Origin of the sequence: Azospirillum sp. TSO35-2, from assembly GCF_003116095.1 — a bacterium.
GTDB lineage: Bacteria > Pseudomonadota > Alphaproteobacteria > Azospirillales > Azospirillaceae > Azospirillum.
Window position 1 is genome coordinate 2,289,839 of sequence record NZ_LGRA01000021.1, and the last position, 21,788, is coordinate 2,311,626.

Annotated in this window: 18 protein-coding genes; 11 read left to right on the forward strand and 7 right to left on the reverse strand. The window is 69.9% G+C overall.

All coding sequences use genetic code 11. From position 1 onward, the window contains the following. The first annotated feature begins 284 nt into the window (after positions 1-284). The 4 genes from TSO352_RS26455 (at position 285) to TSO352_RS26470 (ending at position 4,827) form a co-directional block, all read left to right on the forward strand. Positions 285-1,931 (forward strand): electron transfer flavoprotein-ubiquinone oxidoreductase, encoded by a 1,647-nt coding sequence (locus TSO352_RS26455; protein WP_109110083.1) that lies wholly within the window; start codon positions 285-287, stop codon positions 1,929-1,931. A gap of 329 nt (positions 1,932-2,260) precedes the next feature. Continuing rightward, positions 2,261-2,662, forward strand: coding sequence for a YciI family protein (locus tag TSO352_RS26460; protein ID WP_109110084.1), 402 nt, complete (start codon positions 2,261-2,263; stop codon positions 2,660-2,662). After that, the gene (locus TSO352_RS26465; RefSeq protein ID WP_109110085.1) at positions 2,659-3,936 is read left to right on the forward strand and encodes an RNA polymerase sigma factor; all 1,278 of its coding nucleotides are present in this window, start codon (positions 2,659-2,661) and stop codon (positions 3,934-3,936) included. The genes TSO352_RS26460 and TSO352_RS26465 overlap by 4 nt, the downstream gene beginning before the upstream one ends. A 93-nt stretch (positions 3,937-4,029) precedes the next feature. Further along, positions 4,030-4,827: an MJ0042-type zinc finger domain-containing protein gene (locus tag TSO352_RS26470; RefSeq protein WP_109110086.1), complete on the forward strand. Its 798-nt coding sequence runs from the start codon at positions 4,030-4,032 to the stop codon at positions 4,825-4,827. Positions 4,828-4,846: 19 nt separating this feature from the next. Here TSO352_RS26470 and TSO352_RS26475 read toward each other — a convergent pair whose 3' ends face one another. From TSO352_RS26475 to TSO352_RS26490, 4 genes are all read right to left on the reverse strand, one after another. Then, positions 4,847-7,534, reverse strand: coding sequence for a TIGR02302 family protein (locus tag TSO352_RS26475; RefSeq protein WP_109110087.1), 2,688 nt, complete (start codon positions 7,532-7,534; stop codon positions 4,847-4,849). Between the two features lie 183 nt (positions 7,535-7,717). After that, a complete protein-coding gene (locus tag TSO352_RS26480) occupies positions 7,718-8,656 on the reverse strand; it encodes a DMT family transporter (protein ID WP_247872448.1) in 939 nt (312 codons plus the stop codon). 111 nt (positions 8,657-8,767) lie between these two features. Then, the gene (locus tag TSO352_RS26485; RefSeq protein WP_109110088.1) at positions 8,768-9,319 is read right to left on the reverse strand and encodes a DUF2934 domain-containing protein; all 552 of its coding nucleotides are present in this window, start codon (positions 9,317-9,319) and stop codon (positions 8,768-8,770) included. A 135-nt stretch (positions 9,320-9,454) separates the two neighbouring features. Continuing rightward, positions 9,455-10,129: a hypothetical protein gene (locus TSO352_RS26490; RefSeq protein WP_109110089.1), complete on the reverse strand. Its 675-nt coding sequence runs from the start codon at positions 10,127-10,129 to the stop codon at positions 9,455-9,457. A 236-nt stretch (positions 10,130-10,365) separates the two neighbouring features. Between TSO352_RS26490 and TSO352_RS26495 the strand changes: the two genes are divergently transcribed. The 4 genes from TSO352_RS26495 to TSO352_RS26510 all read left to right on the forward strand — a co-directional run bounded on the left by TSO352_RS26495 (position 10,366) and on the right by TSO352_RS26510 (position 13,886). After that, positions 10,366-11,895, forward strand: a complete 1,530-nt coding sequence (locus TSO352_RS26495) for an AAA family ATPase (protein WP_348770667.1) — start codon at positions 10,366-10,368, stop codon at positions 11,893-11,895. Between the two features lie 177 nt (positions 11,896-12,072). Further along, on the forward strand, positions 12,073-12,939 hold the full coding sequence (locus TSO352_RS26500) for a universal stress protein (protein ID WP_109110891.1): 867 nt from the start codon (positions 12,073-12,075) through the stop codon (positions 12,937-12,939). A gap of 129 nt (positions 12,940-13,068) precedes the next feature. Further along, positions 13,069-13,329 carry a hypothetical protein gene (locus tag TSO352_RS26505; RefSeq protein WP_109110091.1) on the forward strand — a complete coding sequence of 87 codons (261 nt, stop codon included), beginning with the start codon at positions 13,069-13,071 and terminating at the stop codon, positions 13,327-13,329. Positions 13,330-13,421: 92 nt separating this feature from the next. After that, on the forward strand, positions 13,422-13,886 hold the full coding sequence (locus tag TSO352_RS26510; RefSeq protein WP_109110092.1) for a hemerythrin domain-containing protein: 465 nt from the start codon (positions 13,422-13,424) through the stop codon (positions 13,884-13,886). 43 nt (positions 13,887-13,929) lie between these two features. On the opposite strand, the gene TSO352_RS26515 is transcribed toward TSO352_RS26510, so the two are convergent. Genes TSO352_RS26515 through TSO352_RS26525 form a run of 3 tightly spaced genes read right to left on the reverse strand, consistent with a single transcriptional unit; the run spans position 13,930 to position 17,221 of the window. After that, entirely contained in the window at positions 13,930-14,829 is a 900-nt protein-coding gene (locus TSO352_RS26515) for a UbiA family prenyltransferase (protein WP_109110093.1), read from the reverse strand. Then, the gene (gene eboE, locus TSO352_RS26520; RefSeq protein WP_109110094.1) at positions 14,805-16,010 is read right to left on the reverse strand and encodes a metabolite traffic protein EboE; all 1,206 of its coding nucleotides are present in this window, start codon (positions 16,008-16,010) and stop codon (positions 14,805-14,807) included. The genes TSO352_RS26515 and eboE overlap by 25 nt, the downstream gene beginning before the upstream one ends. Further along, positions 16,010-17,221 (reverse strand): 3-dehydroquinate synthase, encoded by a 1,212-nt coding sequence (locus TSO352_RS26525; RefSeq protein WP_109110095.1) that lies wholly within the window; start codon positions 17,219-17,221, stop codon positions 16,010-16,012. The genes eboE and TSO352_RS26525 overlap by 1 nt, the downstream gene beginning before the upstream one ends. A gap of 359 nt (positions 17,222-17,580) precedes the next feature. On the opposite strand from TSO352_RS26525, the gene TSO352_RS26530 reads away from it, so the two are divergent. From TSO352_RS26530 to TSO352_RS26540, 3 genes are read left to right on the forward strand one after another with little or no spacing between them, the layout of a single operon-like run. Then, a complete protein-coding gene (locus TSO352_RS26530) occupies positions 17,581-19,425 on the forward strand; it encodes a hypothetical protein (protein ID WP_109110096.1) in 1,845 nt (614 codons plus the stop codon). A 55-nt stretch (positions 19,426-19,480) separates the two neighbouring features. After that, the gene (locus TSO352_RS26535; protein ID WP_109110097.1) at positions 19,481-20,593 is read left to right on the forward strand and encodes a ferritin-like protein; all 1,113 of its coding nucleotides are present in this window, start codon (positions 19,481-19,483) and stop codon (positions 20,591-20,593) included. 31 nt (positions 20,594-20,624) lie between these two features. Then, the gene (locus TSO352_RS26540) at positions 20,625-21,761 is read left to right on the forward strand and encodes a hypothetical protein (RefSeq protein WP_109110098.1); all 1,137 of its coding nucleotides are present in this window, start codon (positions 20,625-20,627) and stop codon (positions 21,759-21,761) included. Positions 21,762-21,788: the final 27 nt, after the last annotated feature.

The window sequence follows — 21,788 nt, forward strand, 5'->3', positions numbered from 1 at the left end:
GGCCGCTGCCGCCGCGCGCGCGGCCGGCCGGGCGGTGAAGGCGGACCAGTCGATCGGCTCGTCGCCGATGGCTTCGTCGCAGCCGACGTCGGCGTGCCAGCGCAGCGCGTCGAGGATGTCGCATACGTCAATCATCGTTTGACCTTACCACAGATCGTGTGGTCTTACATGTCCAGATACCCAATTTGGGTGCGGCGCGAACTGTGCTACAAGCACGCGCCCGCAGAACACCAAAGGGCGTCCCGAGGGAACAAGCACCAAAACAAGACGGTGGGGAGTTGGTGATGGAACGCGAACCGCGCGAGGTCATGGAGTATGATGTTCTGATCGTCGGTGCCGGCCCGTCGGGTCTCAGCGCCGCGATCCGCCTGCGGCAGCGCGCGGCCGAGACCGGGCAGGACCTCAGCGTCTGCGTGATCGAGAAGGGGTCGGAGGTGGGCGCCCACCTGCTGTCCGGCGCCGTCTTCGAACCGCACGCGCTGCAGGAGCTGATCCCCGACTGGAAGGAGAAGGGCGCCCCCCTGACCACGCCGGCGCGTGAGGACCGCTTCCTGTTCCTGACCGAGACGAAGGCCTACAAGTCGCCCTTCGCCCCGCCGCAGATGAACAACCACGGCAACTACATCATCAGCCTGGGCAACCTTGCCCGCTGGATGGCGACCCAGGCCGAAGAGCTGGGTGTGGAGATCTATCCCGGCTTCGCCGCGGCCGAGGTGCTGTACGACGAGACCGGCGCGGTCAAGGGCGTCGCCACCGGCGACATGGGCATCGGCAAGGACGGCGAGAAGACCGGCAACTACACCCCCGGCATGGAGCTGCACGCCAAGCAGACCATCTTCGCCGAGGGCTGCCGCGGTTCGCTGACCAAGACCCTGTTTGAAAAATTCGACCTGCGCCGCGACTGCCAGCCGCAGACCTACGGCCTGGGCATCAAGGAGCTGTGGGAGATCGACCCGGCCAAGTCCAAGCCCGGCCTGATCGTCCACACCATCGGCTGGCCGATGGACCCCAAGACCTACGGCGGGTCGTGGCTCTACCACATGGAAGGGAACCTGGTGTCGGTCGGCTTCGTCGTCGGCCTCGACTACTGGAACCCGCACATGAGCCCGTTCGAGGAGTTCCAGCGCTACAAGACGCACCCGGCGATCCGCGAGATCTTCGAGGGCGGCCGGCGGCTGGCCTATGGCGCCCGCGCGCTGAGCGAGGGCGGCTTCCAGTCGATCCCGAAGCTGACCTTCCCCGGCGGCGTGATCATCGGCGACGGCGCCGGCTTCCTGAACGTGCCGAAGATCAAGGGCAACCACACCGCCATGAAGTCGGGCATGGTCGCGGCCGAGGCGGTGTTCGACCACCTGACCGGCGGCTCCGAGTCCCGTGAGGTGACGGAGTATCCGGAGCGCCTGAAGGCGTCCTGGGTGTGGCCGGAGCTGTACGAGGTCCGCAACATCCGCCCCGGCTTCCAGAAGGGCCTGTGGGCTGGTCTCGCCAACGCCGCCTACGAGACGGCGATCAAGGGCAAGTCGCCCTGGACGCTGAAGCACCACGCCGACAACACCACCCTGGTGAAGGCGAGCGAGGCGCCGAAGATCGCCTACCCCAAGCCGGACGGCAAAATCAGCTTCGACCGCCTGTCGTCGGTCTACCTGTCGAACACCAACCACGAGGAAGACCAGCCAGCGCACCTGACGCTGAAGGACCCGTCGGTCCCGATCACCGTCAATCTGGCGCTGTACGACGCGCCGGAGCAGCGCTATTGCCCGGCCGGCGTCTACGAGATCGTCCGCAACGAGGACGGCTCCGACCCGCGGTTGCAGATCAACGCGCAGAACTGCGTCCACTGCAAGACCTGCGACATCAAGGACCCCACCCAGAACATCAACTGGGTGGTGCCGGAAGGCGGCGGGGGCCCGAACTATCCCGGCGGGATGTAACCGACGCTACTCCCGTCCCATGCGTCTGCGTGGGACGGGAGTTGTCACTATAACTGTGTTCAAAGTTTTATTTTCTCCAAGGAAGATTGGTCATCCCCGCGAAGGCGGGGATCCAGCTTTTCGACGGTTCTGCTGTGCGAACTCTGGATCCCCGCCTTCGCGGGGATGACGAGTATCCTGTGAGAGCACCTCTTTGCGCGACGCGATTGCGTGAGGAGGGGCATCGCCGGCCGACACCGAACCATCAGCGCCCCCATCATTTTTTCAGCCGCTTTTGTCGGCCGCGGGCATACTCCGTCGTCCTTGGGTGACGATTGGGGGAACTCGCCATGCTGTACGCCATTCTCTGCTACGATTCGGAAGACGCCGTCGGCTCCTGGTCCCGGGAGGAAGAGGACGCGGTGATGGAACGGCTGGGCGCCGTCCAGGCCGGGTTGGCCGCCCAGGGGCGGCTGGGGCCGGTGGCGCGGCTGCTGCCGACCACCGCGGCCACCACCGTTCGCAAGGGGGGCGAGCCGCTGGTCATCGACGGCCCCTTCGCCGAGACGAAGGAACAGCTTCTCGGTTTCTACATCGTCGATTGCGCCGACCTGGACGCGGCGATCGCCACCGCCAAGGAGCTGGGGCGGGCCAGCGGCTCCGCCGGGGCCTACGAGCTGCGGCCGCTGATGCTGTACCGCCCGGGTGAGGTCGGCCCCGGTGAGGCCCGGCCGGCGAGCGCCCCGTCATGAGCAGCCACCCGCTCGCCGATCCGGCCTGGATCGATGCGGCGTTGACCGCCGCCAGACCGCAGGCGCTGGGGGCGCTGCTGCGCTATTTCCGCGACCTCGACGTCGCGGAGGAGGCGTTCCAGGAGGCGTCGTTGCGGGCGCTGCGCGTCTGGCCACGGAATGGGCCGCCGCGCGACCCGGCGGCCTGGCTGATCTTCGTCGGCCGCAACGCCGCCATCGACGCCGTCCGCCGCACCGCCCGGCATCAGGAACTGCCCGACGAGGCGGTGCTGTCCGACCTGGACGACGCCGAGGCCGGGCTGGCGGAGCGGCTGGACAGCGCCGACTACCGCGACGACGTGCTGCGGCTGCTGTTCATCTGCTGCCATCCCGACCTGCCGGCGACCCAGCAGATCGCGCTGGCCCTGCGGATCGTCTGCGGCGTGCCGACCGCCCGCATCGCCCGCGCCTTCCTGGTCGGCGACGCGGCGATGGAGCAGCGGATCACCCGCGCCAAGGCGAAGGTCGGCGCGGCCGGCGTGCCGTTCGAAGCCCCCGATGCGGTGGAACGGGCGGCGCGGCTGGGCGCCGTCGCGGCGATGCTCTATCTGCTGTTCAACGAGGGCTACTCGGCAGATGGCCGCTCCGGCGACCGCGCGGCGCTGTGCGGCGAGGCGATCCGGCTGGCCCGGCTGCTGCTGCGCCTCTACCCGGCGGAGCCGGAGATCATGGGGCTGACCGCGCTGATGCTGCTGCAGCATTCCCGCGCCCCGGCCCGCCTCGACGCCGACGGCGCCATCGTCCTGCTCGACCAGCAGGACCGCGGGCGCTGGGACCGCCGCCTGATCGTCGAGGCGCTCGCCCTGATCGACAAGGCGATGCGCCACCGCCGCCCCGGCCCCTATCAGGTCCAGGCGGCCATCGCGGCGCTGCACGCGCGGGCGGAAACGCCGGAGGACACCGACTGGGCGCAGATCGACCGGCTCTACGCCACGCTGGAGCGGCTGCAGCCCTCTCCCGTCGTCACGCTGAACCGGGCGGTCGCCCTGGCCAAGGTGAGCGGGCCGGAGGCGGCGCTGGCGCTGATCGAGCCGCTGGCGCCGGCGCTGTCGGGCTATTTCTACTTCCACGGCCTGAAGGGCGCGCTGTGCCGGCAGTTGGGCCGGGCGGCGGAGGCACGGGACGCCTTCGGCCGCGCCATCGCGCTCGCCGGCTCGGCGGCGGAGGCCGCCCACATCCGCCGCAACCTGGACGAGCTGCTGGCCGAGTTGGGAGAAGCGGGCAGGAATGGCTGAGGGGCGGCTGAACCGCGGCTTGCCGCCGGTGCCGGTTGCGTCGGGGGGCACTCCTATCTATAAGGCAAGCGGTAACCTTTCTGCGACGGCGCGATGATCGTTTCCTGCCCGACCTGTTCGACGCGCTACACCCTGTCCGACCAGTCGCTTGGCCCCGACGGCCGGAAGGTGCGCTGCGCCAAATGCGGGCACATCTGGTGGCAGCGGCCGGAGGAACCGGACTTCGAGCCGATGATGGCCGACGCGCCGACCGAGATTCGTCCGGTCCGGCCGCCGAAGGCTGCGGCCAAGAAGGCCAAGCCGCCGAAAGCGCCGCGCCAGCCGCCGGCCAGAAGCACGGTGGTGGGCTTTGCCCTGCTCGGCGTCCTGCTGGCCGGCACGGCCGCCGGCGCCTATCTGGCCCGCGATGTCGTCGTGCGCAGTTGGCCGGCGGCGGCGCTGTTCTACGAGACGGTCGGCCTGCCGGTCGAACCGCCGGGGACCGGTCTGGAGCTGCGCAACATCCATTCCGCCCAGATGATGGAGGGCGGGGCGGTCATCCTGGTGCTGGATGGCGAGGTCGCCAACAGTTCCGACGTCGAGCGCGCGGTGCCGCCGCTGCGCGGGATCTCGCTGGGCCCCGACCGCAAGCCGCTGCAGAGCTGGGTGATGGAGCCGTCCGCCGCGACGCTGGCGCCGGGGGCGGTGGCGACCTTCCACCACAGCCAGCCCGATCCCGGCCCGGTTGCCGAGGTGACGATCACCTTCGGCGGCCCGCCGCCGGGCCTGCCGGCTCCCGCCCCGGAAAAGGCCGCGGAGAAGCCGACGTCGGACAAGCCGGCCGCCGAGAAAGCCAAGGCGGAGAAGCACGCCGCCCCCGCCGATCCCCACGCCAAGCCGGCGGGACACTGAGCGGCGGCGGCGCCCGGCCTCAGAACTGCTTCAGCAGCCGGTCGATGTAGTTGCGTTCCTCCTGCGGCCGGCCGTACTGGCCGGAACGGCGGCGCAACTCGTCGAGGATTTCACGGGCACGCTGCAGTTCCGACTGCTCCGGGATCTTCACGTCGTTGGAATCCTGCATGCCGTAGCCGGACGGCCGGCGCCCCAGCGGGTCGCGGCCGCGGCCCTGGCGCGGCATCTGGCCCTGCTGCCCCATCATCGCCGGCCCCTGGCCCATCATCATCTGCTGGGCCATCTGTTCGGCCATGCCCTGCATGCCCTGCTGCAACTGCTCCATCGCCTCGGTCTGCGAGGGCACGGCGGCGCCGGGCGCCCCCTGCTGCAAGGCCTGGGCGGCGTCGCGCATGGCGCGTTCGGCGCGGCCGAGCGGCTGCGGGATGTCGCCGCCCTGCTGTTCGCCCATGCGGCGCATCAGCTCGCCCAACTGGCGGCGCAACGCCTCCTGCTGCTCCGCCTGCTTCTGCATGGTCGGGCTGCCGGACATCGGTCCGTTCTGGCCGTTCTGGGCGTTGTTCTGGTTGCGCCCGCGCTGGCTGGGCTGACGGCTGCGCTGGCCCTGCTCGTTCTGCTGCTGGCCCATCGACTCCTGCGACTGGCGGAAGCTCTGGTCGAGGAGCTGCTGCTGCTGCTGGGTCAGCTTCTGCAACTGCTGCATCATCTCCCAGGACTGGTTCTGCTGCTGGCCGCCATTCTGCTGGTTCATCTGGGCCATGGCGCCCGACCGCATGTTCTCCAGCATCTGCTGCAACTGCGACAGCATCTGCCGCGCCGCGTCGCGCGACCCCGTCTGCGCCATCTCGCGCATGCGGTCGATCATCTGCTGCAGGTCGTTGCGGTCGGTCATCTGGTCGGCCATCTGCGGCGGCACGGTCGGCAGCTTCTCACCGCGCTGCAACGCCTCCAGCATGCGCTGCTCCATCGCGTCGAGGAATTTGTCGAGCGCCGCCTGCAGCTCGTCCATCAGGCGGTTCAGTTCCTCGTCGGTGGCGTTCTTGTCCAGCGCCTCGGACAGCCGCTTTTCGGCGTCGCGCAGGTCCTTCTCGGCCAGCGACAGCCCGCCATCCTCGATGCGCAGCGCGGTTTCCCACAGCAGCTGTTGCAGCGCCGGCACCGATTCCGCGCTCTGGTCCAGCATCAGCCGGGCGATGGCGGTGCGCATCGACAGGAAGGCGACGATGTCCTCGCCGTAACTGCCGGGCCGGGCGGAGATCTCGGCCAGGGCGCGGGCGACGTCGACCCGCGATTCCTGCGGGCGGCGGGTCAGGATCTTGCGCTGTTCGATGATGGCGCGGGCGACCGGGTGGTTGAAGGTCCGCTCCGGCAGGGTGATCGCCGCGTCCTCCGACCGGCCGGTCTGGCCGGCGCCGTCGGTGGCAACCAGGCGGACGGTCACCGGCAGCCCGGCCCAGGGATGGGCGGTCAGGTCCTGGAAGGCGGTGCTGTGCGCCTCCTTGGGCCGGATGCCGGGCATCGGCAGCGGCAATTCCAGCATGGCGTCGGCGTCGGGTGCCGGTGCGGGCTCCTTGCCCGCAACCATGCCCGCTGCCTTGCCGGCGGTCTTGTCGGTGCCGGCGTCGGGCGCGCGCCGGACCTGGGCCTTCAGCTCGGTCAGGCCGTAATCGTCGCGGGCGGCGTAGTCGAGCTTCAGGGCACCGCGCTCCCCGGCGGTCGGGGGATTGGCGTGGGCGATGATCGGCGGGCTGTCGGGCACGACGCGGATCGGCCAGGAGCCCAGCGTGCGCCCGCCCTGGGTCACGGCGATGCGGGTGCCGCCGGTCACCGGCTTCTGGATCTGGAAATTGGTGGAATCCACCGCCTCGAACGGGCCGGTCTGGTCGCCGGCCTCCAGGCTGGGGGTGCCGCTGCCGCCGGTGACGCGGGCCAGCACCAGACTGCCCTGCGGCACGGCGACCGGCTGGTCGGCGCCCGGTTGATTGGCGGCCGGCTGGCCGCTCGACGGTTGGCTGGCCGGGGCGGTGGACCCGGATTTGAGGAAGACCGGCGGCAGCCCGGTGTAGTCGGGCGGGTTGATCCACAGATCGAGCGTCGCCGCCGCGGTCACCGGTCCGCCGGAGAATTGCGGCGACAGCGCCGCCGCCAGACGCGGGCGCCAGTCACCCCAGGCCGCCGCCCCGGCTGCCACCAGCAGCAGGATCACCAAGGCGCGCAGGGCGAAGCGGTCGTGCGACGGCACCTCGGTCCCCGGCCACGCCACCCGCAGGCCGCGCATCGCCGCGCGGGTGCGCTCCTGGTGCAGGCGCCACAGCGCCAGCGCCATCGGGTCGTTGCCGGCCGGACGGTCGCGCAGGGTGTGCAGCGGCCGGTGGGCGATGCCGCTGTCGCGCTCCAGCCGGCGGCGCGCCTCGCCCTCCGCCGGAGCACGGAAGCGGCGGAGCCCCGCCACCAGCGCCAGCAGAAAGCCGGCGGCGAGCAGCAGCAGCGCCGCGCCGTGCAGCCAGCCGGGCAGTTGCGGCAGCAGGTTCAGCAGCGCCAGCGCCAGGAAGGCGCCCAGCACCGTCAGCGGCGCCCACAGCGCCGGCCCCAGCCGTTCCCACAGCAGCGCCGCGCGCGCCTGCGCCAGCCGGAAGCGCGGTTCGGCGACGGCCTCGTTCACCGGGACGTCCGCCGCGTTGCGGTTGCGCTGTTCGTCCTGCCTCATGCCGCCCCCATCCGCGCAAGAAAAGCGGGCCCGGCCGCCCGGTCGGCGCGTGTGCCCGTTTGTGCGCCCCACTCATATAAGCGCGGCGTGCGGACTTTGCCCACCGGCGCGATGGTAGAGCCGAACACCCCGCAATGGCGAAACTATGGCGGCGAAACCATGGCGTGCGGCCCGGAACCGCTGTCAGTCGCCGTCGCCGGGCGGCAGCGGCTTGGTCGGGGTGACGCGGCGGCGGGTCTCGCGGTGCAGGATGTAGAGGCCGCTGGCCATCACCACCGCGGCGCCGGCAGCCATCGTGCCGGTCGGCACCTCGTTCCACAGCAACCAGCCGAAGGTCACCGCCAGCAGCAGCGCGGTGTAGTTCAGCGGCGCCACCACCGCGGCCGGCGCCAGCGAATAGGCGCGGGTCAGCGCCAGTTGGCCGCAGCCGCCGAGCAGCCCGGTCGCCAGCAGCAGGCCCCAGGACAGCGGATCGGGGGTGACCCAGGCGAAGGGCAGCGCCAGCCCCAGCAGCACGGTGGTCAGCAGGGTGAAGTAGAAGACGATGGTGTTCGGCGGCTCGGTCCGGCTCAACTGGCGGATGGCGATCATCGCCAGCGCGTTGGTCAGGGCGCCGCCCAGCGCGACCATGGCGCCCAGATTCAGCACGTCGCCGCTCGGCCGCACGATGATCAGCACGCCGACGAAGCCGACCAGCACGGCGCTCCAGCGGTGGATGCCGACCTTTTCACCCAGAAGCGGCACCGACAGCGCGGTCAGGAACAGGGGGGCGGCGAAATTCAGCGCGATGGCGTCGCCCAGCGGCAGCAGGTGGAACGACCAGAACATCGCGACCATGGTGGTCAGCCCGATCAGCGACCGGCCCATATGCCCCAACGGGTAGCGGGTGCGCAGCGTCGTCGCGAAGCCGGTGCCGAGATGGATCGACAGGCACACCGGAAGCAGCGCGAACAGGCTGCGGAAGAACATGACCTCGACCACCGGGAAGCGATCCATCAGGAGCTTCGCCAGCACGTTCATCATCGAGAAGAACAGCACCGACGCCAGCATCGAGGCGATGCCCAGCGGCGTGTTGTCGACGCGGCGGTGGGGTGTCGAGAGAGACTGCGGCGGAAGGGTCACGATGGCCCGAGCCTATCAAGCGAAAACGCCCGCGTCACGGTGTCGCGACGCGGGCGGTCATGCCGAGGCGGTATGGCCGCGTTGCAGGTGCGGCCAACCGCCTGATGCGGCTCAGGATTTCAGGGCGCCCGCGACCTCGGCCTCGGCGCGGAGCCAATGCTCCTGCTCGCGGCCTTCGGGGCAGCCTTCCTCTTGCCAGATCTGGTAGGCGCGTTCCTGGATCAGGCCGTTGCGCTGACCGCTCAGCAGGCCTTCGGCCATGGTCATGTTCAGGCGGGCCAGCGAGACCAGCTTGCTCGTCTCGATCTCGCCCTGGGTGGCCAGCATGGTGGTGGACACGACATACTGGGCGAGGTTGCGCAGGTTCGCCTTGGCCTCCGGCTCGATCGGGCAATCGTCGTTCAGCAGAACCGCCTTGATGGCGATCCACAGCTTCAGGTTCTGGTCGAGCGCGACGTTCACCTTCTCCGGCGTGTCGGCTTCCAGCAGGACGCTGGCCGCCTGCAGCAGGACGGCGCTGTCCTGTTCGGCCGCCGCGAAGTTGGTGCGCAGGATGATGTCCGCCCAGGACTCGGCGAGCGTCTCGGTGGACGTCTCGGCCGCGATCACGGCGGCAGCGGAGGCGGGAGCGGCGGAGGCGGCGGTCTTGCGCTTGGTGGCCATGGTGAGTTCCCCGGAGAGCGTTCGGTCCGGGTCCACTTGAGCCAACCATGTTTAAAATGCCGTTAAGACGGAGTGGGCCCGACGTCGTTCCCGCGTCGAGACGCCGCGACACGATGTCCACTCCCCATCACCGGGTCATGGGCCGCCGAAAGGCAAACGATAATAAAAGCCGAAGACATTGTTGGGTCCGGCCGCCGGATCGCTGGAGCTGGCGTCATTGACGATCCGGCTGTAACCCATGCTGAAGCGTGACTTGTTATCGAACTCATAGCCGAGTTCCAGTTGCGAACGGAATTCGGTGGTGGGCGCGCCCTCGCGCCGGGCGCCGGGCAGGGCGCCGGCACCGAAGCTGGGGGTGAACACGAAGGAGCCGAGCGGCACGTCGATCAGCACGCCGCCCATCATCCCGGCCAGCCCGGTCGATACCCCGCCGCCCGGCATGCCTCCAGCGGCGAGCCCGTCACCGGCCGGGCCACCCCCGACCATGCCGAGCCCGGCACCGCGCGGCGTCAGGCTGCCCGAGGAACCCGGACCGATCCAGGGACGGATGGCGGCGTAAGGTTCGGTCTGCGGCACCAGCGAACCGCCAAACCGCATCTTGCTGTTCAGCACGCCCAGGCTGCTGTCGACCGGCGCCTGCATGCCATAGGCAAGGCCGCCGATCGCCCAGTTGCCGATGCGCCCGTCGCCGTCGGCCTCGATGGCCAGCGCCGGACCGGCGGCGGCAAACGTCAGCAGGGTCGCCGCCAGCAGCGCGTGGCCGGCGGCAGGCGGCAGCGGAACGGACAGGCGATTCAACAGGCGGTCCACGGGCACCCCCCGACGATGCGGCGATTCCACCATGCGGTTCGGCCACCATAACGAAGGGCGGGGCCGACTGTCCCTTGGTGTATCCGCACTACCCCTAGGATGTCGTCATCGCCACACGGGTTTCAACCACGAAAGCACAAGCGGCGCGGGACCCTGGTTTCTGTTACCGTCATGTCATGACCGCGCATCCCGCCCCCGGCCCTCGGGCCCTTCTCCAGGACCCCCGTCAAGAGGAGGTGATCGCCTTTCTCGGCGATCCGCACAGCCATGGCGGCGCCGCGGTCGAGCGTATCGACACCCACGCCGCCGTGGTCTTCCTGGCCGGCGACCGCGCGCTGAAGCTCAAGCGGGCGGTGCGCTATCCCTATCTGGATTACTCGACGGTGGAGAAGCGGCGCGCCGCCTGCGAGGCGGAGCTGGCGATCAACCGGCGGACCGCCCCCACCCTGTACCGTGGCGTGGTCGCCGTCCGCCGCGGCGCCGGCGGCCGCCTGACGCTGGATGAGCGGGCGGAGGCGGGCGCCGCCGGGGAGCCGGTCGACTGGCTGGTGTCGATGGCCCGCTTCCCCGACGACGCCCTGCTGGACCGCATGGCGGAGCGCCACGCCCTGACGCCCGCCCTGATGCTTCGGCTGGCGGAGCGAATCGCCGCCTTCCATGCCCAGGCGGCCCCCCGTCCCGACGGCGGCGGGGTGGAGGCGATGCGCGCGGTGGTCGACGGCAATCTGGCGGATTTGCGCGCGGCGCCCGACCTGTTCCCGCCGGACGCGGTGGCCCGGCTGGCCGAGCGGACGGCGACGGCGCTCCACCGTGTCGGGCCGCTGCTGGAGGAGCGGCGGCGCGGCGGATTCGTCCGTCACGGCCATGGCGACCTGCACCTGCGCAACATCGTCCTGCTGGACGGCGAACCGACCCTGTTCGACGCCATTGAGTTCGACGAGGCCCTGGCGGTGGCCGACCTGCTCTACGATCTGGCCTTCCTGCTGATGGATCTTGACCATCGCGGGCTGCGGCCGCTGGGAAACCTGGTGTTGAACCGCTATCTGGAGGAGACGGGCGACTATGGCGGCTTGGCGGCGCTGCCGCTGTTCCTGTCGGCCCGCGCCGCCGTCCGCGCCAAGGTGATCGCCGCCGCGTTGCGGCTGGCGGCCACGGCGGGGGGCCAACCGGCCGCGACGGCAATGACCGGCGAGGCGCGGTGTTATCTGGACGAGGCGCTGGCGGCGTTGGCGCAGGCACCGGCGCGGCTGGTCGCCGTCGGCGGCCTGTCGGGCACCGGGAAGACCCGGCTGGCCGAAGGGCTGGCCCCCGGCCTGGGCCCGGCGCCGGGGGCGGTGGTGCTGCGCAGCGACGTGCTGCGCAAGCGGCTGTGCGGAGTCGGCGACACCGACCGCCTGCCGCCGGAGGGCTACGCACCGGCGATGACCGGGCGGGTCTATGCCGAGCTGGGCCGGCGGGCGGCGGCGGTGCTGGCCGCCGGACAGGCGGTGGTGATCGACGCGGTCAGCGCCCGGCCGGCGGAGCGCGCGGCGTTCGAGTCGGTCGCCGCGGCGGCGGGGGTGCGTTTCGACGGTCTGTGGCTCGACGCGCCGCTGGCGACGCGGGTCGACCGTGTGGCCAATCGTCGCAACGACGCCTCCGACGCCACCGCCGACGTCGTGCAACGGCAGGAGTGCTATGATTTGGGTACGGTCGATTGGACGCGCCTGGATTCTGGCAGGGTTGCAGCGGATGTGCTGGACGACGCCCGGGCAAGCTTGGCCTAATTCCAGAACGCGCAACGCGTTGAGGGCTGTCGGCCTCCACCCGGGTCGATGGGCTCCTGTCCGTGGAACGCAATGACGATGGGGCAGAATGACGGCAGCGGTGAAGGGTCCGTCGCACCGACGGGCAAGGCCGGTGCCGTCCGGGAAGGGCCGCTCGAAACGGTCCGGGAGGAGTCCATGACCTACAAAACCATCCTTGTGCCGCTCGGCGGCACTGACAACGACCCGGTGGCGCTGAAGGGTGCCCTGATGGTGGCGCGGGACTTCGACGCCCATGTCATCGGCCTGTTCGTCCGGTTGGACCCGCGCGACGCCGTGCCGATGCTGGGCGAAGGCATGTCCGGCGCCATGGTCGACGAGATCATGCGCGCGGCGGAAACCGAATCGGACAACCACCGCGCCACGGCCCGGCGCCATTTCGACGCGGCGGTCGCCGCGGCCGGCATCGAGCTGCGGGACGCCCCCGGCGGGGTCGAGGCGCCGTCCGCCGCCTGGCGCGAGGTCATCGGCCGGATCGAGGACGTGGTGCCGGCGGAAGGCCGTCTGGCCGACCTGATCGTCTGCGCCCACACCTCGATCGACGCCGACACCCAGGGCTACGCCACCATGGAAACGGCGCTGCTCGGCTCGGCCCGCCCGGTGCTGCTGGTGCCGAAGACGCTGCCGGCGGAGATCGGCCGCACCGTCGCCGTCGCCTGGAACGGCAAGGTCGAGGCCACCCGCGCCGTCGCCGCCGCCCTGCCGTTCCTGCGCAGCGCCGACCGCACCCATGTGCTGACCGCTGAAACATCGGTGACCGAAGCTGCGACCGGACGTCGCATCGCCGATTATCTCGCTTGGCAAGGTGTTAATCCTGGGTTAACCATCCTACAGCCGGGATCGGAGCCTGTAGGGGAGACGGTCACCAAGAAAGCCGTGGAGCTGGGTGCCGACCTGCTCGTGATGGGCGGATATGGCCACAGCCGCATGCGGGAAATGATCCTGGGCGGTGTCACGCGCTACGTGCTGAACCACGCCGGGCTGCCGGTGCTGATGGCTCACTGACCGTCGAACGCGACGCGTCCCCGCCGCACAGTTGGGCGGGGGCGCCAGCGCCTATGGCGCGGGCCATCCAGCCGGACCGGTCTGATCCCGATCACGGGGAAGCCCGGCCGTTCCTGGGAGGAACGCGCCATGTTGACGATCAAGGACTGCATCGCACTCAGCGATTTGACCGAAGCCGAGATCGACGCGATCGCGGAACACGAACATCTGCCGGAAATGGTGGCCGTGGAGATGGGGTATTGCCTCGCCCATTGCGCCGGTGGTCCGGACCGCATCGCCCACATCATCGCCGATGACATCGCCGACGCCTGCGCGCATGGCCGGGCCGCCCACGCCGCCGAACTGATGCACACGCTGCGGGAATTCGTGGAAACCCACCCGCTGGGCTGAACGGCCGCCGAATGGTCGGGAACAGTCGGGCCGCATCGGGGTTCTTCTGGCAACCCGTACGCACGCCGTACGCAACGCCAAGGACCCCGACGATGGCCCGCAAGACCAACGACGCCGACATCTTTGCCCGGATCAAGACCGACCACGACACCATCCGCGACCTCCTCGACAAGACCGAGAAGGCGAACGGCAGCGGACGCGCCGTGTTCGAGACGTTGCAGCGCGAATTGTGGGCCCATTCCAAGGTCGAGGAAAGCGTGTTCTACGCCCCGTTGAAGACGGCGAAGGAAGCCAAGTCCGAAACGATCGAGGGGCTGAACGAGCATCACCTGATCAACGGGCTGCTCGACGAACTGAACGCGATGAAGACCACCGACAGCGGCTGGAAGGAAAAGCTCCAGGTTCTGGGCGAACTGGTCCGCCACCACCTCGACGAAGAGGAGGAGGAGCTGTTCGAAGAGGCCAAGGAGGCACTCGGCGACAAGCGCGCGATGGAGTTGGGCGGCGTCTACGCCGAGCGCAAGGACCACATGATGGCCGGTCTGGCGCCGCTGTAACACAAGGCGGGGGAGGGGCCGCCGCTCGCGCGGCCCCCGCCCCTCACGTCCCCGGCACCACCCGTTGCAGGGCCAGCGTCGTCGGGAAGCACAGCGCGGCGAGCGCCACCGCCCAGCCAGCCCCGCCGGCCGCGGCGATCAGCACCGCGTCGTACAGGGCGATGGCGGCGATCAGCAGGCCGACCGCCTTCGGCACGTCGCCCGGCGCGCGGCGGAACAGCCGGAGCAGCGCCACCACCGTGGTCCCCAGCAGCACCAGCCACAGCACCAGCCCGCCGAGGTCGCCGCCGCGCATCCACAGGGTGGCGGCCAGCGTGCCCAGCAGAGGCAGCGCCAGCACCGCCAGCGGCCACGCCCGCTCCAGCCGGTCGTACGCCTCCTGCTTGGCGGCGTAGGTCAGGCCGACGACATGGCCGAACAGCCCGCCGGCCCCCAGCAGCAGGGCGAGCCCGAACGGTGCCCCGGCCATGCCGGCGGCGGTGGTGTAGGCGAGGAAGCGGCAGGCCCCCATGATCGCCGGTGCCAGCGCCGTACGCTTGTGAAGCGCGTCGTACAGCAGGATCGCCAACGCCAGCGCCGCACCGTTCACCGCCCCGGCCAGCCCGGTCTGCGCCGCCAGCCCCAGCCCCAGCGCGACCAGCACGAAGCCCACGACATACACCGCGATGCGCGAGGCGTCGCCGCGGGGGATCGGGCGGTCGGGCCGCTCGCGCGCGTCGATGGCGGCGTCGAAGGCGTCGTTCAGGTACATGCCGCCGACATAGAACAGCGCCAACGCCAGCGACACCGGCAGCAGCGGCAGCAGCAACGACCCGCCCGACATCCCCACCCCGGCGAGCGTCAGCCCGGCCAGCGCGTCGCTGACCACCGTCGGCAGGTTGGAGACGCGGCCCAGCACCAGCGCGGCGCGCGGCCGGATCAGCACAGCCGTTCCATCACCCATCGCAATTCCCTCTCGATACCCTCGTTGATGTTGATACCACCAATCTCGGGCGGCAGGACCGACCAGCTGTAGGTTTCCACCTCCAAATGCGCGGTGACCGGCCGGTCGCGGTGCAGCGCCAGCAGCCGTTCCAGCGACCCGGCGGTGGAGGCCAGCGGCGGTTCCGGCTCGGCGAACAGCGGGATGTGGACGTGGATGCGCCATTCCTCGCCATCGGCGGCGGACCCACGCGCCAGCGCCGCCGGAAGGTCGAGCGCGCGGCGGACGGCCTCATCACCGCGGGGCCCATCACCACGCGCCATGGTCTGGTGCAGATAAACGCCGTCGTGGAAGGTCGCCGCCCGCCGCCGGGCGTCCTCGTTCACCCGAGGGATGCGCAGCGCGGCGCTGAGCTGCATCTTGTGGATCGGGATGCCGGCCCGCGCCAGGCTGGCCAGCGTCGGCTCCGGCTCCTCGAACATCACCGCCATGTGGCAGGCGTCGAGGCAGAGGCCGAGATGGCGGGGCAGGGCGTCCGCCGCCTCGGCCGCGCCGATGCCGGCCAATTCGGCCAGCCGCCGGGCCGCGGCGCCGGTGAACAGGTGGTCGCCGAAGAAGGCGACGGCGTCGGCGGTGGTCTCCAGCAGGCAGAAGGGTTCCGGTTCCAGCGCCAGGGCGACTCGGCGCCCGGTCTCCCGCTCCAGCCGGACCAGCCCGGCAGCGGCGCGCAGCAGTCCGTCGGCCACCGCATCCTCACGCCCGCACAGCCGCGGGGCGAAGCCGCCCGGCACGGTGCTGATCGTCGCCGTCTCCCCCTCGGCGACCAGTGCCGCCATGATGCGGGCGAGGTCGAGGGTGTAGGCCAGCCGTTCCGGCGTGGTCCAGTCCGGCTCGTACACCGCCTCCTTCACCGGCACGCCGTGGAAGGGGCCATAGGGGAAGCCGTTCATGGTGTAGGCGGCGAAGCCCTCGCCGGCGAAGATCGCCGCCAGCTCGCGCCCGACCCCCGCCGTGGCGGCGGCCTCGGCCGACAGCCGCAGGCCGACGGCGAAGAGTGCGTCCGGGCAGAGCCGGTTCTTGGCCAGCCGCTGCTTGATCGTCCGCACCGGCCCCCGCAGGGCGTCGTACACCTCCGCCACCGTCTGGGTCGGGTGGACGTTCAGGCAGTAGCCGAGCGTCCCGCGTCCCTGGGGCAGCCGCATCAGCCCTGCTCCCGCGCGGCGAGCCAGCCGATGGCCTGTTCGACCAGCGCCGGGTCCATCGCGTTCACCTCCACCCCGTGGCCGATGCCGGCCAGCAGCGTGATGGTCAGCCGGCCGCCCAGATGCTCGCGGAACTCCTCCAGCCCGGCCAGCACCAGCGGCCGCCCGATGGAATCGCGCCGCACCAGCGCCGGGTGCCACAGGCGGAAGCCCAGATGCTCCAGCAGCACGGCGACGCGCAGATCCTCCCCTTCCGCCAGCAGGCCGGCCAGCACCGAATAGCGGGTGTCGAGCGCGATGCCGATCGCCACCGCCTCGCCGTGGCGCAGGTGGTTGCGGGTGATGGTTTCCAGCTTGTGGGCCGACCAGTGGCCGAAATCGAGCGGGCGGGCGCTGCCCTGCTCGAACGGGTCGCCGCCCTCGGCGATCTGGCGCATGTGCAACTCGGCGCAGCGGCGGATCAGATGCTCCACCGCCGGCCGCTCGAACAACGCGAGCGCGTCGGCGGAGCGTTCCAGCCACACGAAGAAGTCGCCGTCGCGGATCAACGCCACCTTCACCGCCTCCGCCATGCCGGCGATGCGGTCGCGGGCCGGCAGCGTGTCGAGGAAGGCCGAGTCGTTGACCACCGCCCAGGGCGGGGCGAAGGTGCCGATCTGGTTCTTGGCGCCGTTGCGGTTGATGGCGCTCTTCACCCCGACGCCGGAATCGTTCTGGGCCAGCACCGTGGTCGGCAGCCGCACCAGCCGCACCCCGCGGTGCGCGGTGGAGGCCGCCAGCCCGACCGCGTCGAGGAAGGCGCCGCCGCCGACCGCCAGCACATAGGAATGGCGGTCGATGCCGGCGCCCAGGATGGCGTCGTGCATCTGGCCGATCAGCGCCGGATCGTTCTTCACCGCCTCGCCGCCCGGCAGCAGGATCGGCTCGCGCACCAGGGTCGGCAGGTCGTCGCGCGCGGCGAAATGGGCGGAGATCGCGGCGGGCAGGCCGGGATGGCCGGACAGCACCCCCAGCTCGACGAAGGCCAGCGCGCGCGGGCGCGGGGCACCGTCCGCCGTCGCCGCGGTCGCCGCCATCGCCGCGGCCAGATCGCCGTTGGCCGGATCGAAGGCGTCGCGGGTGAAAGCGACCGCGTAGTCGAAGGCGACGGTGAAGCGCTGGCGGTGGATCCGCGCGGTGGCGGCCGGCGCAAGCGCGGTCGGAACGGGCATCGATGTCGGCGTGGAGTGCGGCATGGACGGGGTTCTGCCTTGGCCGTGGCGGGCGTGGCGCTGATCCTGTTCCGAGAAGATCGAGAGAGGATTGCGCCTGTTGCGAATACGAAGCCTATCGATGCATCCCACCGGTCGCAATAGATCTGTTCAAGTTGCGATGGCTTTGGTACAGACTATTGCCCAAGCGGTGGTCGGAAACCTCCGCTCTGGGGAAATCAACGTTTGAATATAAGCGTATGCTGCATGAACAGTGCGGCCGTGATCCGTCGCGTTTACTCGATTTCCCTCTTGTAATGACTGTGACGAATTGATTCACGACCGGCGCCTCCTGTGCGCCGGCATGGAGGAATGTCCGCATGTCCTATCTGACCGGGCCTCGGCTGACCTTTACCGGGAAATTCATCGCCGACGTGTCGACGGTGAACAACCACGCCTACGCGTTTCAAGATGACAAGCGCTACACGGCCGACGATTACGCCAGCTGGCACATCGGCTATTGGAATCCCTACGGCACCGGCGTGTGGCGGCTGACCGACTGCGTCGTGACCGGGGCGGTCAACGCCGACGGCAGCACCGCGGCGGGCGATCCGGTGATCGGCCTGACCGTGGCCGACGCCAACGACCGGCCGCCGGCCAAGATGGTCGACCTCGACACCGAACAGCAGATGGTGTCGGCGATCTGGGGCCTGCTGGTCCGGCTTGCCGGCAAGGACGGGGCGGACCTGCTGCGCGGCGAATTCGACGTCGCGTCCTTCACCGACCTGTGGTGGCGCAATTGGGCCGCCGGCCCGGTGTTCGAACACCCGCCGCACCCGCCGGCCTATTTCGGCGCGTCCTTCCAATCGGTCCTGCGCGACCTGTCCTGGGGCGACGTCGGCGCGTCGCCCTTCCTGACCGCGTTCAAGGCGGCGGCGGCCGACGGCCTGCTGTCGATCAAGTTCAACGTGACCGGCTACAACGCCGGCTACGGCGTCAACCCGCCCGACAACACCCGCTACCTGCCGAACCCGCCGGGCTTCACCACCGGCCTGATGACCGGCACCATCGGCATCGCCGCGCGTGACGAGCCGCGCTTCTACACGCCGGGCCGGCAATTGCAGCCGACCTCGTCGAACCTGATGGCGCCGGGGAACCGCTTCGGCTACGCCACGGCGGTGGTCGACGAGCAGCGCAGCCTGCTGACCATCGACCTCGGCAACTCGATCCCGTTCAAGACATGGCGGGGGGAGATGGTCGACGAGCCGCTGCACATCGGCTATTTCGGTGGGTCGGACGACTTCAACCGGCTGGCTGAGATCACGCCGGACAACGCGTGGTACGAGACCACCGCCGGCATTTGCACCATTCCGCTGACCGACGCGCAGCGCGCCGCCATCGGCTCCAGCCCGCTGACGGTCTATTCGCCGACCCTGAAGGCCGTCCTGGGCAGCGAGTCACCGGACGGCCGGGCGGTCTGCGCCGACCAGTTCGTCTTCCGGATGAGCCCCGGTGACAGCGCCACCACCACCCTGTGGGCGACCCGGTTCGGCAAGCCGCTGGCGAACACCGCGATCGCCGTCGCCTTCGATTCCACGGGGTTGCAGCCCAGCAACGGCGTGCCGGTTGGCGAGCCCGAAAGCGCGCTGAGCTTCGACGACACGGTGACGACGGACGCGCGCGGCGTCGCCACGCTGACCATGAAGGCCCAGGATCCCGGCACCCCGCGCACCGTGACGCGCAAGGACGGCGAGATCGTCATCGACGGACAGATCTACGGCATCCGCCCGAGCTTCCCCGACGCGACGCCGCTGTCCTACCAGAACGCCTACGACTTCATCAGCGTCCTGGTGTGGAGCGGCTACGCCGTCCCCGAGCAACCGACCTGGGAGCAGGACATCAAGCCGATCCTGGTCGAATACGCCAACCTGTACCCGGTGATGCTGCCGGTGCTGGACATGGGCAACTACGACAGCGTGTGCAAGCACCTCTACGCGCTGCAGACCGCCATGGCGCTGCCGGTGGAGGACCCGAACTACATGCCGGTCGTGCGCGACCTGTCGCCGGCCAAATCGGACGCGGTCCTGAAATGGGCGACGAACCCGATCCGCGGTGTGGTTCCGCCGCCGAAGCCAACGCCGGTTGCGGATCCGTCCGCCGTTGCCGCCGAAGCGCTGAGCTGGGCCGCCGCGCCGTCGGCCGGATCGCCGATCCTGCGCAAGTGACGGCTCGCCACCACCCCGCATTCCGGCCCGAACCACGGTCGATGGAGCGCCACGCATGACCACCAACACCCTCTGGGCGGAAGCCGGCCCGGTGCCGGCCGCCGGCACCAAGGCGACCGACCTCGCCAAGCCCGCCAGCCACACCCTGTTCGTGCAGGCCAAGCCGCCGGTCACGATCGAGGAGGTGCGCTACAACCTCCAGCTCGCGGTCGAGCTGGAGCACGCCACCCTGCCGGTCTATCTCCAGGCCGCCTATTCGCTGGACGACGCCAAGAACGGCGTGATCGCCAACATGATCATCGGCGTCGCGATGCAGGAGATGGAGCATTTCTGCCAGGCCGCCAACATCCTGGTCGCCGTCGGCGGCCACCCGGCGATCGACGACCCGAAATTCGTCCCCAGCTACCCCGGCGGCCTGCCGAAGGAGATCGGCACCCAGCCCGGACAGGAGAAGTTCATCGTGCATCTGCGTCCCTTCTCCAAGGACCAGATCAAGAATTGCTTCATGGTGATCGAGGAGCCGGCCGATCCGGTCGACATCAAGGACGCCGGGCTGCTGCGCGCGTCCTCCGACATCCAGGACAATTACCGGACCATCGGCCAGTTCTACGAGGACATCGCCAAAGCGCTGACCGACCTGGGCGACGGCGTCTTTTCCCACAGCGCGGACGGGCAGGTCTACGGCATGCTCGGCATCACGCCGATCCTCGGCCTGCAGGACGCGCTGGACGCCATCAACCGCATCATCGTCGAGGGCGAGGGCACGCCGACCAACCCGACCGAGGATGGCGGCGCCGACATGGCGCACTACTACACCTATTACGAGATCTATAAGGGCCGGAAGATCGCCAAGGGGCCGGACGGCTGGTATTTCACCGACGAGACCATCCCGTATGATCCGACCGGCGTCGCCGACATCCTCGACGACCCGACCCAGGCGGACTACCCGGCCGGTTCGGCGGCGGCGATCCAGTCGCAGTCCTTCAACACCTACTATTCGAACCTGCTGAAGGCGCTGCACCAAGCCTTCAACGGCCGGCCGGACGCGATCAACAACGCCATCGCCCTGATGTTCGACCTGAAGATCCAGGCGAAGCTGCTGATGAACACGCCGCTGAACGACGGGTCCGGCAAATTCGCCGCCCCGACCTGGCAGTACGTCCCCTGATCCATTCCCTCATGCTTCGAGGACTTATCGCATGACCGGATTCATTCGCACGATCGCCGCGGGCTTCACCGCGGCCCTGGGGCTGGCAGTTCTGGCTGGGGCCGGCGCCGCCCAGGCCAAGGATTTCGGCAACATCTACGCGACCTTCGGCACGCACAACCCGCCCTGGGTCAGCAATTGCCCGTGGAAGGGCTGCGTCTACCCGCGCAACGCCGGCGAGCCGACCGACCCGCTGTTCCCGGCCTTCTGGTCGACCAACTGGACGATGTACCGCGTCTTCAACAAATACCCGGAGAATCCGCCGCCCTACGACGGCAAGCCGCCGCCCGCGTTGAAGGAGGGCGAGGATTACGAGGTCTCCTACGGCTCGACCTATTACGACAGCACCGTCGCCGGCCCGATGGGCAAGGGCGCGATGATGGAGCATTACGAGAAGCGCTGCCTGCCGATCTTCCCCGGTTCCAACCACTACACCTGTTCGTTCGTGTCGATCGGCGACCGCGCCTTCTTCCTGACCTACGAGCAGGACCGGCCGGCGGGGATGCCGCCCTGTTGCAGCTTCTCGCCGCTGAACCATCCGCCGCGGCGCGATTTCATCAAGCATCTGCCCTACAGCACCGGCGACAGCGCCCGGCTGAACTATCAGGTGCAGGGCTATTCGATCTGGGTCGGCACCGCCGGCGGCCCGGCGCAGACCGGCGTCAGCCCCGACCAGACCGCCAACGGCGGCATCATGTTCGGCTACGCCTTCAACGCCAAGGCGACGGCCGACGGCGAGGGGCTGACCGACGAGCCCTACCGTTACCCGCCGAACGTTCCTGTGGCGAAGCCGGGCAAGCCGGTCCCGTCGGAGGGCGCCTCGACCGAGCCCTACCGCAAGCCGCAGTCCTTCTACTTCTCCGGCGTGCCGAAGCTGCCGACGGTGGCGTTGCCGGACGCGCCGATCGTCAGCCAGAATTTCAGCAACTTCGCGCAGGTCCGCCCGGACCCGGCGAAAACCTGGGATCTGGTGGGCAAGATGTGCGTCGGCGAGATCCCGAACTGCGAGCTGTTCAACCGTCCGGCCGAGAACCCGCCGACCACCACCGGAGCGGTCCAGTCGGTGGCCCCGGTTCCGGCGTCGGTCACCGCGGTGCCGGGCACCTGGGGCAGCATTCCGTCGAAGTGATGGGAGTGTGCGGGGGCGATCGGTACC